This window comes from Luteimonas sp. MC1782 (assembly GCF_014164605.1).
Taxonomy (GTDB): domain Bacteria; phylum Pseudomonadota; class Gammaproteobacteria; order Xanthomonadales; family Xanthomonadaceae; genus Luteimonas.
In genome coordinates this window covers 270,077-285,079 of the sequence record NZ_JACJFT010000001.1, presented here as the reverse complement: position 1 = coordinate 285,079, position 15,003 = coordinate 270,077, and the positions used below count along the sequence as shown (strand labels likewise).

Below are 15,003 nucleotides of genomic sequence, written 5' to 3'. Positions count from 1 at the left end.
ACGGGCCTATTGCTGCGCTGTTGCGACCCACGCCGCGAACAGGGCCTGCATGCGCTCGCGCTGCGCAGGCGACCAGCGCCGGGTCCTGACGGCCACGCCTTCCGGCGTGCTCCATTCCGGATTGGCCACGGCCGCGGTGGCATACCACTGCAATGCGGGCTCGGACTGGCCGGCGGACCAGTACAGCAACGCCAGGCTGTAGGGCGCCCAGAACGGCCCACCGCCGTGCAGCGCGATCGCCCGCTGCCAGTCGGCATACGTGGCCGCGAAGTCGCCCTCGTCGTAGTTCGACCAGCCCCGCGACCACAACACATGCCGCTCGTAGCGGCTGCCCGGCTCCGACGCCGCCAGCGCCGCGTCGTAATCGCGACGTGCACGCTTGGCGTCGCCACCTTCCATGAACAGGAAGGCGCGGTGCGCAAGCGCCGACACGTTGCGTGGGTTGTTCTGGATCGCGGCATTGAGCAGCTGGCGGAAGCGGGCACGACTGCCGGGCGGCGTGGGCAGGTAGCTGGCCGCCTCGTCATCGTCGACATACCGGCCCTCCGGCTGCACGACCGGCAACGCATCGCCCGCCACGGCGGCACCGGCGGCACCGGCGATGCACAGCAACAACAGGATCAATGCGATGCGATGCGTCATCTGGCGGCTCCGGGCAGGTGCGCGGAGATTGCCACATGATCGCGATGGCCAACGCGACGACCGGCGAAGTACGGCCGCGGGTTGCAGGCGCCCGCGCCCTCGCTCGCGGCCGTTTAACGGCTGGTGGCGTAGGTAGGCGGTTCCCGCCCGGGCTGGCACCACCCGCCACGCCGAAGTCCGAGGACAAGACCATGATCGCGAAGAACACCATCTGCCTGTGGTTCGACAGCGACGCGCTCGATGCCGCCACCTTCTACGCCGAGACCTTCCCCGACAGCGCGGTCACCGCCGTCAACCGCGCACCCGGCGACTACCCGTCCGGCAAGGAAGGCGACGTGCTGACGGTCGAGTTCACCGTGCTGGGCATCCCCTGCCTCGGCCTCAACGGCGGCGACACGTTCAGGCACAGCGAAGCGTTCTCGTTCCAGGTGGCCACCGACGACCAGGCCGAGACCGACCGCCTGTGGAACGCGATCGTCGGCAACGGCGGCCAGGAAAGCGAATGCGGCTGGTGCAAGGACAGGTGGGGCATCTCGTGGCAGATCACCCCGCGCGTCCTCACCGAGGCCTACACCGGCCCCGACCGTGCCGCGGCCAAGCGCGTGTTCAACGCCATGATGACCATGCGCAAGATCGACGTCGCCGCTATAGAGGCCGCACGCCGCGGCTGAGCGCCCCCAGGTCGCTCACGCCACGGTGTGCCTGTGCCTGATCAAGGCTCTGGATGCTGCTGATCGAGCGTCGGGTAATCGGTGTAGCCCTTCGCGTCGCCGCCATAGAACGTGGACCGGTCCGGCGTGTTGAGGTCCGCGCCCGTGCGGAAGCGCTCCACCAGATCCGGGTTGGCGATGTACAGGCGGCCAAAGGCCACCGCATCGCCCACGCCGGACGCGACCAGTGCTTCGGCGCTTTCTGCCGTATAGCCGCCGCAGAACACCAGGGTGCCCGGGAACGCCTGGCGCAGCGCGCGACGGAACGTGTCGCTGAGCTTCGGGCCACCGGCCCAGTCCGGTTCGGCGATGTGCAGGTAGGCGATGCCGCGGTCACTGAACTCGCGCGCCAGGTACAGCGCGCTTTGCTCGGGCTCGAGGTCGGCGATGTCGTGGCCGGTGAAGTGCGGCGACATGCGCACACCCACGCGCCCCGCGCCAAGCTCGGCAATCACCGCATCCACCACCTCCAGCACGATGCGGGCGCGGTTTTCGAGCGAGCCGCCGTAGCCATCCGTACGCCGGTTGCTGTTGGTCGCCAGGAACTGCTGCAGCAGGTAGCCGTTGGCCGCGTGGATCTCCACCATGTCGAAGCCGGCGCGATCGGCGCGTTGCGCCGCCTGCACGAACTCCGCGATCACCGCGGGGATCTCCTCCGTTGCCAACGCGCGCGGCATGGTCGACGGCAGGTTGGCGGGCGTGCCGTCGGCCTGGATCACGAAGCACGTGGCGCCCTTGGCGACGATGGCTGAAGGCGCGACCGGCACCGCACCATCGGGCCGCAGCAGCGGATGCGAGATGCGCCCGACGTGCCACAGCTGCGCCGCGATCCGCCCGCCGCGGGCATGCACGGCATCGGTCACCAGCTTCCAGCCGGCTTCCTGCGCGTCGCTATGGATGCCAGGCGTGAGCGCATAGCCCTGGCCCTGCGGCGAGACCTGCGTCGCCTCGGAGACGATCAGCCCGGCGCCGGCGCGCTGCGCGTAGTACTCCGCGTTCATGGCGGTCGGCACGTCGCCGGGCTGGCCGGCGCGCGAACGCGTCAGCGGCGCCATGAGCACGCGGTTGGGCAGCGCCACGGCGCCGGCCTGGATCGGTGACAGCAGGTTCGTATGCATCGGTTCAGTGCTGCGGCGCGTGCCGCCCCTCCGCGAACTCTTCCACGATCTTGCGGCAGAACGCCGGCAGGTCGTCCGGCTTGCGGCTCGACACCAGGCCCTTGTCGGTCACCACTTCCTCGTCCACCACCTCGGCGCCGGCATTGCGCAGGTCGGTGCGCACGCTGGGCCACGAGGTCATGCGGCGGCCGCGCACCACGTCGGCCTCGATCAGCACCCACGGCCCGTGGCAGATGACACCGATCGGCTTGCCGCTGCGCGCGAAATCGCGCACGAAGGCGACGGCCGCAGCATCCATGCGCAGCGTGTCGGGATTGGCCACGCCACCGGGCAGGATCAGCGCGTCGAACTCGTCAATGCTGGCGTCGGCCACCAGGCCATCCACCTTGAGGCGGTCGCCGGGCTTGTCGTGGTGCATGCCCTGGATCTCGCCGGCCTTGATCGACAGCAGGCGGACCGTGGCGCCGGCCTCTTCCACCGCCTTCCTGGGCTCGGTGAGCTCGATCTGCTCCACGCCATCGGTGGCGAGGATGGCGACGGTCCTGTCCTGGAGTGGCTTGCTCATGGAGGTGTCCTGTGGCTTCGCGGGGCACCGGGCCCCGGCAGCACAGGATGCGGCAGCGGCGATGGAAGCTGCGTGAGGCGCGGGACATCCGCAAGGCGCCCGGCGCGTCTCCCGGAGCCACGGCTCAGCGCGCCAGCAATCGCCTGGTCCAGTCCAGCAGCACCAGCGGCAGGCGCTCGGGCGTCGCCAGCAGGGCGTAATGGCCTGCGCCAAACACCTTCGGCAGATAGCCGGGTGCCTGCAGGTCCACGGTCAGGCAGAACGGGAAGATGCCCTGCAGCCGTGCCTCGGTGACCGACTGGCGCATGTCCTCGACGCCGAACAGGCCGTCGTAGCGGTCGGCGTCGTTGGGCTTGCCGTCCGACAGCATCAGCAGCAGGCGGTGCTCGGCGGGCTGCTTCATCAGCAGCGCCGTGGCATGGCGGATCGCGGCGCCGGCGCGCGTGTAGTGCTCGGGCTCGAGGCCGGCGATGCGCAGTGCGACGTCCTGGCCGTAGGCCTCGTCGAAGGCCTTGAGCATGCGCAGCGTCACGCCGTGCGGGCCCTCGCCGGAAAAGGCCATCACCGAGAACGGCTCGCCCAGGCCTTCAAGGGCCATGCAGACCAGCAGCAGGGCCTCGCGCTCGACGTCGATCACGCGCCGGCCATCGCCGATGAAGCTGTCGGTGGACCCGCTGGCGTCGACCAGCAACGACACCGCGATGCTGCGCCGGCCCGGCCGGCGCGCCTCGTACAGCCCCTCGCGCAGGAAGCCCCCCGCGCGCAGGTCGGCTCGGCCTTGCACGCAGGCATCGATATCGATGTCGTCGCCGTCGCTCTGCCGGCGCAGGCGGACGCGCTCGGGGCGCAGCGCCTCGAACTGGCGACGGATGCCGTCGAGGTGCGAGCGATGCCGCGCCAGGGTCGCGTCGATCCAGCGGCTGTCGCCTTCCACCGGCGGCAGCATGCGCACCGTGGTGCCGTGCTCGATGTAGGACCGGCTGGCGTGGTCCCACTCGGGATAGCGCAACCGGCTGCCGCCGGCGTCGGGAGCGTCGAACTCGATCCTGGCGCGGCTGGCGGGCGGATCGTCGGACAGCAGGACTTCGCGCGGCGGATCGGGCGCGGCGACCATCCGCGTCGAAGCCAGCTCGGAAAGCATGTCGCCGTACTCGTCCGCGCTGGTCTCGTCGTCGCGGTCCACCGGGCGCTGCAGGCCGAAGGGATCCTCGGCGACCTCGTGCGGCGCGTCCTGCTGGATCATCCACACGCCGGGCTCGCCGCCCTTGTCCTCGTCCCCGTTCGCTTCGCGCTCCTCGGGGCGCCGCTCCATGCGCGCGCTGCGCACGGGTCCGGCGTCGTCGTCGTGGTCGAAGGGCTTGCCATCCACAAGCCGGGCGGCGGCGCCCGCCTCGCGCAGCTCGCCCGTCCACCAGTCGCGGTACAGCGGCATCGGGCCGAGCCGCTGCACATCCGCGTCGGCGAGGCCCCAGTCGCGCAGCAGCCGCGCCGCGTGCGCGAGCGAGTCCTCGACCGTGCCCGCGGGCGGTTCCGCTGCGGCCGCCACGTCGCGCTCCAGGATGTCGCGCACCAGCTGCTCCAGCGGCTGCCGTGCCGGCGCGAAATCGGCCAGCGGTGGCCGTTCTGCAAGCGCACGCCGGCGCAGCCGCGTCAGCGCCGGCACCAGTCCCGGGAAGCTGCGCGCGATGTCGGCCTCGGCAGCCTGGGCTTCGAGCACCAGCGCGGTATCGCGCTGCAGCGGCGAGCCGCGCCGGGCGAGGATCGCCTGCACGCTGCCACGCATGGCCCGACGCGCCTGCTGCAGCGCCATCGCGCGATACAGCTCCGATGCCTCGGCGGCATCGCAGGTGCCCAGGTGCGCCGGGAGCCAGATCGCATCGCCGCTGGTGGCCGGCAGCGCCTGGCGGTGGCGTGGATAGGCGCTGCGGTGGAACAGCCGGTGCAGCACGGTCGGGCGCGCCGGCGGCAGCGCCACGCGCATCGGCAGGCTGGTGCCGCAGGCGGCCGCGAGCAGCAGGTCCAGGCGCCGCGCCAGCGACGCCAGCGCGATCGGGGCATCGGGTTCGCGCGCGTAGTGCCGGCGCCAGGTGTCGCGGATGAACACGGTCGCGTGCCGCGCGGCATCGACGACAACGTCTTCGGCCTCGGCCACGTCGGATCCGCCTAGGGGAACATCGCGTCAACGAGTTCGCGCATCGCACCGAGCAGGGTCGGGTCGTCGCTGAGCGGCGACACCACCGCGGCGTTGCACGCCTCGCGCACGCCGATGCCGCTGGCGACCAGGCGGCCGGCGGCAATCAGCAGGCGCGTGCTTGGCACCTCGGCCAGGCCCCGGTCGCGCAACGAGCGCAGGCGCCCGGCCAGCTCCACGAGCGCCACCGCCGTGCCGCCGTCCACCCCGCTTTCGGTCGCCACGATCGCGGCTTCCGCCGGCGGCTCGGGAAAGCCCAGCTCGATCGCCACGAAGCGCTGGCGCGTGCTCGGCTTCAGGTCCTTGAGCATGCGCTGGTAGCCGGGGTTGTAGGAGATCACCAGCTGGAAGCCCGGTGCCGCTTCCAGCGTCTCGCCGGTGCGGTCGATCGGCAGGATGCGCCGGTAGTCGGTGAGCGGATGCAGGACCACGATGGTGTCCTGGCGCGCCTCCACCACTTCGTCGAGGTAGCAGATGGCACCCTCGCGCACGGCCCGGGTCAGCGGGCCGTCCTGCCAGACGGTATCGTCGTGGCGGATCAGGAACCGGCCGATCAGGTCGCTCGCGGTCAGGTCGTCGTGGCAGGCCACCGTGATCAGCGGGCGCCCGAGCCGCCAGGCCATGTGTTCGACGAAACGGGTCTTGCCGCAGCCGGTCGGGCCCTTCAGCATCACCGCCAGCCCGCCGGCGTGGCACTGCTCGACGATCCCGACTTCGTTGCCGGTGGGCAGGTAGTACGGGCCGGCCCCGGCCGGCCCCGTGCGCGCATCCACCGGTCAGCGCCCCGGTTTCACCTGCAGCTCGCCCTCGGCACCGTCCGCGATCACATCGAACTGCGGCCGATACCGGAAGAAGTCGAAGATGAACATCGCGACGCCGGTGGCGAAGATCGTCGCCGTCAGGATCAGCATGATGAAGTGCACCTGGATCTTCAGCTGCGCGTCCAGGTAGCCCATGCCCATGATCCGCTCGAGGTACACCTGGGCGATGCCTGCGGTGCCGAAGGACAGCGTCATGCCGAACATGCCCGACACCTGCAGCCAGAACGCCCAGTAGCCAAGCGGCGAGTGCTTGCCCGCGGGCCGGTTGGTCAGGCCCGGCAGCGCGTAGGTGATCATCGCCATGATGATCATCGCGTAGGCGCCATAGAACGCCGAGTGCGCGTGCATGGCGGTGATCAGCGTGCCGTGGGTCCACTTGTTGACGCTGGGCCAGGTGTGGGCCAGGCCGAGCAGGCCCGCGCCGAACAGCGCGAAGATCGCGCTGCCGATGGTCCAGTGCAGGGCCAGGGTGTTCGGGTGGGTCACCCCGCCGCGCCGCATCGCCGCATAGGCGTAGATCGCCATCGCGGCCAGCGCCAGCGGTTCCAGCGCGCTGAAGAACCCACCGATCGGCAGCCAGATCTGCGGCACGCCCACCCAGTAGTAATGGTGCGCGGTGCCGAGGATGCCGGCAAAGAACACCAGGCCCACGATCACGTACAGCCACTTCTCCATCACCTCGCGATCGATGCCCGACAGGCGGATCAGCAGGTAGGCGAGGAAGCCCGCCATGATCATCATCCACACGCCCTCGACCCACAGGTGGATGGTCCACCAGCGGTAGAAGATCGAGACGGTGTAGTTCTCGTAGTGCAGCAGCGCCGGGGTGTAGAGCACCGCCGACAGCGCGAGGCCACCGATCAGCACGCCCTCGGTCGTGGTCAACCGCCCCGACCTCTTGATGGTCATGCCGATGTTGTAGAGGAACATCAGCATGCAGATCACGATGACGATCTTGTGCGGCAGCGGCTGCTCCAGCAGCTTGTTGCCGGTGCCGTAGCGGAACACGTAGCCGATGACCGCGGTAACGCCCATCAGCGTCCACAGCCCCAGCTGCCAGTACGCGAGCTTGGTGCTGTACAGCTCGGTGCGCGACTCGTCGGGCACCATCCAGTAGGTGGCGCCCATGAACCCGGTCAGCACCCAGACGATCAGCAGGTTGGTGTGGATGGTCTTGGTGACGTCGAACGGCAGGATGTACAGCAGCGGGTCCGGCCCGAGGTACTTGGCGGCCGACAGCAGACCGAACACGATCTGCAGCCCGAACAGCACCATGGCCACGGCGAAATACCAGTAGGCCACTGATTGGGACTTGTAACGCATGGAAGATCTCCCGGTGCCGGCGCAGCACGCCGCCAGTGTTATTTCATCGATCCAAGGAAGGCCACGAGCTGGTCGACCTGCTCTTCGGTGAGGGATTCTGGATATGTGTTGGGCATGAACGACGTACCTTCCGCCGAGAACATCGCCCCGGGAACCAGGTGCGCGCTGGGCGACACGATCGACTCGCGGATATAGCCCTCCACGTCGGTGGCGCTGCCGGTGTAGTCCGCGGACGCGATCGTCTGCGCCGCGCGCTCCGCCATGCCCGCCATCGATGGGCCGGCGAGCTGGACGCCGGGCTGCAGCGAATGGCAGGCCGTGCAGACCGGCACCGCGGTGCCGAACAGGTTCTCGCCGATCGCGCGCGGATCGCTGTCCGCGCGCACGGGCCTGACGGCCCCGGCCTCCGCCGCACCCGCGGCGGTGCCCTGTGCGGCGACGATGGCGCTGCCGCCGGCCACCAGGATGGGGCGCGGCGGCCAGCCCTGGTTGTCGACCTTGGACACCCAGTCGAGGAACTTGACCAGGTTCGCGATCTCGACTTCGCTGAGGTTCTGCGTCGGCATCAGGCGGCGATGGCGCTGCTCGTCGTAGAACTGCGACGGGTCACGCATGTAGGCCTTGAGGTAGGCCTCGCCGCGGTGCTGGGCGATCTTGGTCAGGTCGGGCGCGTAGTAGGCGCCTTCGCCGAACAGGGTATGGCAGTTGATGCAGTTGTACTTGTGCCAGACATCCTTGCCGTGCGTGACCTCCGGCGTGATGTCCGCCGCATTGGTGAGGTCGTCGAAGCGCGCATGGCTGTACAGGGTCAGGCCGAGGAATGCGACGGCGGCGAGGCCTGTTGCGACGATGGCGAAGATCCGGGACTGGCGCTTGTTCATGGTGTCGCTCCTAGACGGAGATCGAGGGCCAGTACGCAATCGCCGTGTAGCTGGCGTAGATCACGGCCACCGCCATCAGCAACAACACCAGCATGCCGAGCCAGCGCACGGGTGAAACAAGATTGCTTGCATTCATTGGTCAGCTCCCCGAACGGGTCGACTCAGCACACGCGTGCGACCGACTGTGTCATCAAGTCCGCTTTCATGCAACGCAGGGCGAACCCGGGGTGTCGGAGCGCGAAACCAGGAGCGGGTTCTCGCGAAGGCGCGAAGTGGTCACCACTGGTGTTGCAGGTAGCGCTGCGCTTCGTCCTCGTACAGCTCGAAGTCGGGTGCGAGATGCGGGAGCAGCAGGCGCAGCCAGGCGCGCGTGGCCATCCGTGTCTCGCGCGGGCAGCCCTGCGCGCGTGCCGGGGTCAGGTCGCCCGCATCCACCATGTCGGCGAACTCGGCCGGGTCGGTACCGTAGATCAGGCACTGCAGGTTGAAGTAGCGCTGTTCGCCCAGCGCGTGCTCGTCGGCATAGGCGTGGAGGTTGTAGGCGCCGGTACTGCGGGAGAGGAGCCAGTCGGCTGCCATGCGCAGGTTGCCGATCACCTGCGCGGAGGTTTCGTCCAGGTCGGCGAACCGCAGCATCAGGATCGCCGCCAACTGGTCCATGGCGTCCTCCTGGCGGCCGGTCACGGGCAGGTCCAGCAGGTGCGCCAGCGCATGCCCGGTTTCATGCAGCACGATGAAGCGGATGTTGGCGCGTACGTAGCGCAGCGGGTAGCCGTCATCCAGCCCGCCCCGCTGCTGCTGCTCCAGGCCGCGCTCGTAGAGCGTGCGCAGCGTCTCGTAGCACAGCACCACCTCGGTCTCGGCCGGCCGATAGAAGGCGCCGAACTCGCCGCACTCGGCGGTGACATAGCGCAGGCGTCGCGGCAGCACGAACAGCCCGTCCATCGCCTGCACTTCCGGCAGGCGATGCAGCAGGTCGGCGTCGCGCACGCGCACGTGGATCTGCTGCAGGCCGGGCGAATCCGGCGGCGCGTAGGCGTACTCGAACGCCCTCACGGCCGGCACCGGCGCGCCACCGGCCGACCGCTGCTTCGCGCGGACCAGCGTGCGCGGCCAGGCATCGGAGATCGGGCGCTGCACCGCCTCGCGCACGCTCCGGTCACCCGTCACCGGACCGGGCACGCCGACACAGCCGGCGGCCACCGACATCGCCACAAGCAGCGCGATCATTCTCATCAGTCCGGCCAGATCGGCCCCTCCACGGTGCTGCAGCGAGTATGCCGGACCGCGGGTTATGCTTCCTTCGTGGACGGGGCCACGCATCAAGGGGAGATCCAACATGAAGACTGCATTGCGCATCATGCTGCTTGCTGCGTGCCTGGTTGCCGCACCGGCCTTCGCGGCCAGGATCGTGGCGGAGGACTACGCCATGCGCGTGCCTGCGCCATCCACGCCCGGCACGGACATCCGCATCACGTTGATCGACAGTCGCCCGTATGTGCTCGACGGCGACAGCGATGAAACGTACGAGGGCATGACACGCGAGCTGTACGGCATTCCGATCAGCCGCAACACCGCCGACCGCACGCCGCTGGCGATGTACATCGGCGAGCGGCTGCGCATCGGATTCGAGCGCGCCGGATATTCGGCAACGCTCGTGCCGAGCCCCAAGGGCTCGGACGCGGCGGAGCGCAGCCGCGCCCTGCGCCACGATGGCCCGGGGCTGCTGATGGTCATGACGCTGCGCGAGTGGTCCTACGACCAGGGCTTCGCAAGCCCCGAGTTCACCCACGACGTCACCCTCGACATCCATGACGCGCAAGGCAACTGGCTTGCCACACAGGACTTCCAGGGCGTCGACCCCATGCCCAAGGGCGGCTGGAAGCACTACAAGCGGCGCTATGCCGAGCTCTACCAGGACATCTTCGATCGCTTCCTTGCCTCGCCCGTGGTGTTGGCGGGGCTCGCGGGAGAGCGGACCACGTCAGTCCCGGCACCCGCGGCACCTGAGGTGCCCGCTCAGACGATTGAAGCCCGCCTTGCGGCGCTGAAGGAGCTGCGCGCAAGCGGCGCGATCGACGAGAGCGCCTTCCAGGCACAGCAGGAACGCATCCTCTCCGAGCTTTGATCCGTCACCAGTGCACGCGGAGTCCAGAAATGCGCCCATGGTTGATCGCCGTCATCCTCCCCCTGCTCTCCGCCGCCGCACTGGCGGGGACCCCGCTCCCTGACGCACCGCATGTCGTCGTGCAGGGCGAAGGCCTGTTCAGCGTGGCGCCGGATTCGGCGACGGTCGCGATGGTGGTGCGCCACCGCTCCGCGGATCCCGCAGAAGCCAAGCGCGTGGTGGACCGTGCGGTCAACGCGCTGCTCAAGGTGGCGCCGGGCTTCGACGTGGCACCCGACGACATGACCGCGTCCGACCTCGCGCTGCGCGAAGACATCGATTACGACGACAACGACCGCCCCCTGTCGCGGGGTCACGTCGCCAGCCGCGAAGTGAAGGTGCGCCTCGACGATCTCGACAGGCTTGGCGCCTGGCTCGATGCGGCGCTGGCCGCCGGCTTCACCGACGTCTCCGATGTCACCTTCAAGTCCAGCAAGGAAGCCAGCCTTCGCGAGGACGCACGCGCCCGCGCGGTGGCCGACGCCCGCGAAAAGGCCGCGAGTCTTGCCGTGGCATTCGGCGGCGGCCTCGGGCCGGTGTACAGCATCAACAGCCTCAACTCGAGGCAGTCCGACGGCTACGGCGCCACCACGCTGGACCGCATCGAAGTCACCGGCTCGCGCATCGACAGCGGCCGCTACCTGCAGCCGACGATCGACTTCACCGAACGCGTATCGGCGGTGTTCGAGATCACGCGGTGAGTCCGCAGGTGCGCGACGAGCCGAGCATCGGTTCGGTGGACATGAGTGGGGTCGAGTTCCGCAGGCCGCGCCCCAGGTCGCAACCGGAAGACGCACATCCGTACGCGGGCCTCTGGTGGCGCATCGCGCTTGGCGTATTCGTGGGCGCGCTCGCGCACAGCGTCGTGGTGGGCATCTATGTGCAGTGGGAGCTGCAGCAACTGGTCAAGTCCTGGGAAGCCGAAGCCGGTACCGCCCAGCGTGAGCTGGAGAACGCCTTGCGACAGTTCGCACCCATCGGAGATCGATCCTCGACGGCGCGGTCCACGATCCCGCGCGGGCGAGCCGCCCCGCTCCGCCCACTCGCGTCCGGCGAACGCTGCGTCGGCGGCAAGCGCTTCCGCGCGGTTCCGAACGGCTGGGTGCAGGTGAACGAACCCTGCGGCTGATGCTGCAACGCTTGCCGCTTCGGACCGACGCGGCCACGAAGCCGCTGCGGCGTCGACCTCAATCCTCGGCGTTCGGATCAAGCTTGCTGATTGCACCATGCTCGATGCTCCAGATCGTGCGGTCGGGCGGCGTCATCACGAACATCGGCGTATTGGCCCACAGGCTCCAGTGGACGTGCGCCTCGGTGGGCACCGGATCCAGGAGATGCGTGATCATCATCGCCGCCGTCCCGCGTCCCTTGCCGAGGCTGATACAGCTTTTCGTGAACGCGCGTTGCGCCGTGACCGCCCCGCCCTCCACGTCCATGCGATGCGTGCCCCCAAGCGGCACCGCGTCGTTGCGCTTGGTGCCGGGCAGCAGATAGACGCGCCAGCGATCGGTCGTGTCCGAGCCTGAAGGCAGCACCACGGTGTTGTAATCCTTGGAACACAGCTCGAATGGCGCCGCCATCGCCGCGTTGCGCGCAACGACCGCGCTCGCCTCGAAGGGGCTGAGCGGCTCGGGAGCGTCGAGCGTCGCAATGGGTCCGGGCTCGCCCGATGTCGGCACCAGCACCCGGTACAGCGCGGCCGGCGTGGCGTCGACGAAGGTCACCGCGATGCCATCGGCCCGCGCCTCGGTGACCCAGCCCCTGACACGCCGGTCGCGCCTGGACTTGCGCTGGGCCATGAGGGCATCCGTCGCCAGCGCAGCGGCCCGGTCGTGCTCGTAGATTTCGCGGCCGGTGCGTTCCGCGCTGGCCAGCGCAATGGCTTCCTGCTCGGGCGGCAGCGCCTGCGGCAAGGCGTCATTGGCGGCAGCCGCCAGACCGGCCAGGAGCAGCACGGCGCCGGAGAGGGCTACGCGGATCGAGGCGTGCATGTTTTTCCCCTGAGTTATCCCCGGGCGGAGGATAGCTTGGAGGCGCGTATGCGTGGCAACGCCCGCAACATTCCCATGGGCGCGCCGCGGGCCAGCCCTCGCTCAGCTGTACAACGCCGCATACCCCGCCTCGTCCACCTGGCTCAGCCCCAGCCGGTCGAACTGCGCCCACATGCCGTGCCAGCGCGCGGCATCGCGCTGCACGGGGCTGACCAGGCGCGGACAGGTGTCGGCGATGATCGCGTCCATCAGTCCGGTGGGCTGCGTGGCGCTGTAGCGGTACCACAGCGCCGCGGCCTGCGCCGGGCCGTCGCGGCACAGGCGCGCGCCCTGCCCGATCAGCCGGGTCACGGTGTCCACGACCGCCGGGTGCTCCGCCAGGAAGCCCTGCGAGGTGAAGAGCTCGAGCGCCGAGAAGTTGTGCAGGCCGACGTCGCCGGTGGTGATGAAGTGCGTGTCCATCCCCGCCAACCGCGCCTCGACACCCTCGAAGTTGGCGAAGCACAGCCACGCGCCGTCGAACCCCGCGCGCAGATTGGCCAGGTGCTCGAAGCCGGCACCCTCGATGGCGACCTGGGCGTGATCGAACGCCGCACCCTGGCGCGTGCACCAGCGCGCAAGGATTTCCCGGGCGATCGTATCGGTCACGCCGCCGGCGACCGGCGATGCCAGCCGCACCGTGCCGCCAGCCAGCAGGCGCTGGCCTGCCGCCCGCTGCAGCAGGATGCCGCCGTCGGTTTCGAAGAAGCAGCCGAGCGCCTTCAGGCCCGGGCGATGCGCGTCGATCATGTGCAAGGGCTCGTTGCACGCGAAGGCGACATCACCACTGACCGTCGCGGCAAGTCCGTCGTAATGGTCGTCGGGCACCAGCAGCTCGAGCTCCAGGCCGGCATCGCGGTACCAGCCCAGGTCGATGCCGGCGATCAGCGGCAGGTGATCGGGGTTGAGGAACCATTCGAGGGAGAGCTGCAGCCTCATACTCACGCGGTCCCCGCCACGCTCGCACCGGCAGCGAGGCACGCGGCCAGGGTCACGCCATATCGCCAATGGTGTCGCTTCATCGTCTTCCCCTGTTGGTCGTGCTGTTGCTTGAATGATGCCGAACTTGCTGCGGTGTTGCCTGATCAGCGACCGGGAGTCGCCCCGACGGTCACCTGCGCCTGGGCGTGAACCCCTGCCCTAGCCGGAGATCTCCCGCACCGCCCGCACCGCGCGCTCCACTTCCTCGTCCGTGTTCACCAGGCTCGGCGCCAGCCGGGCATAGGTGATGGCGTAGGGACTGGTGCTGGCGATGATCCGGCGCGCCAGCAACTGCTTCACCACCTCCGCCGGCGCCACGCCCTGCACCTCGAACGCCACCAGCCCCGCCGACAGCCCCGCTGACATCGGTGTGTGCAATGTCACCTTCGGGTTGGCGGCCAGTCCGGCCTTGCACTGGTCGTTGAGCGCGCGGATCCGCGCGGCAACCCGCGCACGCCCCATCTGCCGGTGCATGCGGAATGCTGCGGCGGTGGCCCACTGGTGCTCGTAGGCGTGGAAGCCGCCAGGCGCCATGCGGTCGGCGGTGGTGGGCGACACCGGCGCCTGCTGCCGCTCCCAGGCGACGTACTGGTCGAGATCGGTGAAGCTGGGAATCAGCGGCCGCAGGCGCGCCCAGTTCTCCGCATTGGCCCAGACCAGGCCGGTGCCGCGCGGCGCGAACATCCACTTGTGGGTGCCGGCACAGAAGTAATCGCAGCCCATGGTCGCGACGGTCTGGTCGGTGGAACCGAGCCCGTGCACGCCGTCGACCACCAGCAGCAGCGGCTGGCCGGCGCGTGCGCGCAGCGCCGCGGCAATCTCGCGGATGGGCAGGCGGATGCCGCTGCTCGAATGCACCCAGGTCAGCCCCACCACCCGCGTCCTGGGGCCGATGCCCTTGAGCAGCGCTTCGATGATCGACCCGATGCTGGCCGACGCCGCGTCCTCGAACAGCGGGACCATGCGCATCGTCGCCCCACTGCGTTCGACGGCCAGGCGGATCGACTCATGGTGGGAGTAGTGGTCGTGCGTCGTGCACAGCACTTCGTCGCCGGCCTTGAGCGGCAGGCCCTGGTACACCAGCGCCAGGCCGGTGGTGGTGTTGCCGGTCAGGCAGACATCCTGCGGTCGCGCCCCCAGGTAGTCGGCGATCTCGGCCTGCACATGCACATGCAGGTTGTCCGCGCCTTCCGAGAACATGCCGTGCTCCACGGTGACGAAGGGATTGCGGTCGATGGCGCGGCGGTAGCCCTCGATCGCCGCCTGCACCGGCGCAGGGTGGCTGGCGATGAAGAAGCTGGCGAAGTGCATCCAGGCAGGGTCGAGCGCGAACTGGGCGCGCACGGATTCCCAGGTGGAGAGGTCGGGCGTGGGCGCTGTCTCGGCCTCGACTGCGGCCAGCAGGCTGGTGGGCAGGAGGGCGACGGAGAGCGCGGCGGGTGCCGCGAGGAACCTGCGTCGCGTGATCTGCATGGCCGATCTCCCGGTCCGGCCCGCGGAGGGCCGATGCAGCGTCAACGCGGGGTGCAGCCGGGCGCGGCCACGCGGGTTGCGCGTAGCGGCCGGGGCACCGC

General features: G+C 69.5%; 16 protein-coding genes. 4 read left to right on the top strand and 12 right to left on the bottom strand.

Annotation, left to right across the window (positions count from 1 at the left end; all coding sequences use genetic code 11):
• Window positions 1–6 precede the first annotated feature (6 nt).
• Window positions 7–642, bottom strand: a complete 636-nt coding sequence (locus tag H5368_RS01370; protein ID WP_182820622.1) for a tetratricopeptide repeat protein — start codon at window positions 640–642, stop codon at window positions 7–9.
• Between the two features lie 191 nt (window positions 643–833).
• Here H5368_RS01370 and H5368_RS01365 point away from each other — a divergent pair, with 191 nt between their 5' ends.
• Window positions 834–1,313, top strand: a complete 480-nt coding sequence (locus H5368_RS01365) for a VOC family protein (protein ID WP_182820621.1) — start codon at window positions 834–836, stop codon at window positions 1,311–1,313.
• Window positions 1,314–1,354: 41 nt separating this feature from the next.
• Here H5368_RS01365 and H5368_RS01360 read toward each other — a convergent pair whose 3' ends face one another.
• The 8 genes from H5368_RS01360 to H5368_RS01330 all read right to left on the bottom strand — a co-directional run bounded on the left by H5368_RS01360 (window position 1,355) and on the right by H5368_RS01330 (window position 9,481).
• Window positions 1,355–2,470 carry an alkene reductase gene (locus H5368_RS01360; protein ID WP_182820620.1) on the bottom strand — a complete coding sequence of 372 codons (1,116 nt, stop codon included), beginning with the start codon at window positions 2,468–2,470 and terminating at the stop codon, window positions 1,355–1,357.
• A gap of 4 nt (window positions 2,471–2,474) precedes the next feature.
• Window positions 2,475–3,035, bottom strand: coding sequence for a type 1 glutamine amidotransferase domain-containing protein (locus tag H5368_RS01355; RefSeq protein WP_182820619.1), 561 nt, complete (start codon window positions 3,033–3,035; stop codon window positions 2,475–2,477).
• Window positions 3,036–3,159: 124 nt separating this feature from the next.
• Window positions 3,160–5,187, bottom strand: a complete 2,028-nt coding sequence (locus H5368_RS01350; protein WP_182820618.1) for a hypothetical protein — start codon at window positions 5,185–5,187, stop codon at window positions 3,160–3,162.
• 11 nt (window positions 5,188–5,198) lie between these two features.
• The gene (locus tag H5368_RS01345; RefSeq protein WP_182820617.1) at window positions 5,199–5,999 is read right to left on the bottom strand and encodes a CbbQ/NirQ/NorQ/GpvN family protein; all 801 of its coding nucleotides are present in this window, start codon (window positions 5,997–5,999) and stop codon (window positions 5,199–5,201) included.
• 3 nt (window positions 6,000–6,002) lie between these two features.
• Window positions 6,003–7,370 carry a cbb3-type cytochrome c oxidase subunit I gene (locus tag H5368_RS01340; RefSeq protein WP_182820616.1) on the bottom strand — a complete coding sequence of 456 codons (1,368 nt, stop codon included), beginning with the start codon at window positions 7,368–7,370 and terminating at the stop codon, window positions 6,003–6,005.
• A 38-nt stretch (window positions 7,371–7,408) separates the two neighbouring features.
• Complete coding sequence (locus tag H5368_RS01335; protein ID WP_182820615.1) at window positions 7,409–8,251, bottom strand: cytochrome c; 843 nt, start codon at window positions 8,249–8,251, stop codon at window positions 7,409–7,411.
• 10 nt (window positions 8,252–8,261) lie between these two features.
• Complete coding sequence (locus H5368_RS13460) at window positions 8,262–8,387, bottom strand: hypothetical protein (RefSeq protein WP_255486281.1); 126 nt, start codon at window positions 8,385–8,387, stop codon at window positions 8,262–8,264.
• Window positions 8,388–8,527: 140 nt separating this feature from the next.
• Window positions 8,528–9,481, bottom strand: a complete 954-nt coding sequence (locus H5368_RS01330) for a DUF4344 domain-containing metallopeptidase (protein ID WP_255486280.1) — start codon at window positions 9,479–9,481, stop codon at window positions 8,528–8,530.
• Window positions 9,482–9,590: 109 nt separating this feature from the next.
• Between H5368_RS01330 and H5368_RS01325 the strand changes: the two genes are divergently transcribed.
• The 3 genes from H5368_RS01325 to H5368_RS01315 are packed head-to-tail and all read left to right on the top strand — an operon-like array spanning window position 9,591 to window position 11,547.
• Window positions 9,591–10,379, top strand: a complete 789-nt coding sequence (locus tag H5368_RS01325; RefSeq protein ID WP_182820613.1) for an SHOCT domain-containing protein — start codon at window positions 9,591–9,593, stop codon at window positions 10,377–10,379.
• A gap of 29 nt (window positions 10,380–10,408) precedes the next feature.
• Window positions 10,409–11,119, top strand: a complete 711-nt coding sequence (locus tag H5368_RS01320) for an SIMPL domain-containing protein (RefSeq protein WP_182820612.1) — start codon at window positions 10,409–10,411, stop codon at window positions 11,117–11,119.
• Window positions 11,116–11,547 carry a hypothetical protein gene (locus H5368_RS01315; protein WP_182820611.1) on the top strand — a complete coding sequence of 144 codons (432 nt, stop codon included), beginning with the start codon at window positions 11,116–11,118 and terminating at the stop codon, window positions 11,545–11,547. Before H5368_RS01320 ends, H5368_RS01315 begins: the two co-directional genes overlap by 4 nt.
• A gap of 58 nt (window positions 11,548–11,605) precedes the next feature.
• Here H5368_RS01315 and H5368_RS01310 read toward each other — a convergent pair whose 3' ends face one another.
• From H5368_RS01310 to H5368_RS01300, 3 genes are all read right to left on the bottom strand, one after another.
• The gene (locus H5368_RS01310) at window positions 11,606–12,409 is read right to left on the bottom strand and encodes a hypothetical protein (RefSeq protein WP_182820610.1); all 804 of its coding nucleotides are present in this window, start codon (window positions 12,407–12,409) and stop codon (window positions 11,606–11,608) included.
• A 102-nt stretch (window positions 12,410–12,511) separates the two neighbouring features.
• A complete protein-coding gene (locus H5368_RS01305) occupies window positions 12,512–13,387 on the bottom strand; it encodes an ABC transporter substrate-binding protein (RefSeq protein WP_182820609.1) in 876 nt (291 codons plus the stop codon).
• 201 nt (window positions 13,388–13,588) lie between these two features.
• Window positions 13,589–14,902 (bottom strand): aminotransferase class V-fold PLP-dependent enzyme, encoded by a 1,314-nt coding sequence (locus H5368_RS01300; protein WP_182820608.1) that lies wholly within the window; start codon window positions 14,900–14,902, stop codon window positions 13,589–13,591.
• Between the last annotated feature and the right edge of the window lie 101 nt (window positions 14,903–15,003).